Below are 219 nucleotides of genomic sequence, written 5' to 3' on the forward strand. Positions count from 1 at the left end.
GCGGAGCGCGGCTATGTCAGCCGTGAAGATGCAGCGCAGCGCACGCGCGACTGCCTCGAATTCTACTGGAATGCGCCGCAAGGCCACGCCGTATCGGGCGTGTCGGGCCATAAGGGCTTCTTCTACCATTTCCTGAAGAACGAGGATGGGACACGCTTCGGCAATACCGAACTCTCGACAGTCGACACCGCGCTATTGCTCGGCGGTGTGCTGTTCGCC

At 61.6% G+C, this 219-nt stretch carries 1 pseudogene; it reads left to right on the forward strand.

Annotation, left to right across the window (positions count from 1 at the left end):
* Window positions 1-219, forward strand: a pseudogene (locus A3736_RS17310) (Tat pathway signal protein); the annotation flags it as partial.

Source organism: Erythrobacter sp. HI0063, from assembly GCF_001635685.1.
Lineage (GTDB): Bacteria > Pseudomonadota > Alphaproteobacteria > Sphingomonadales > Sphingomonadaceae > Qipengyuania.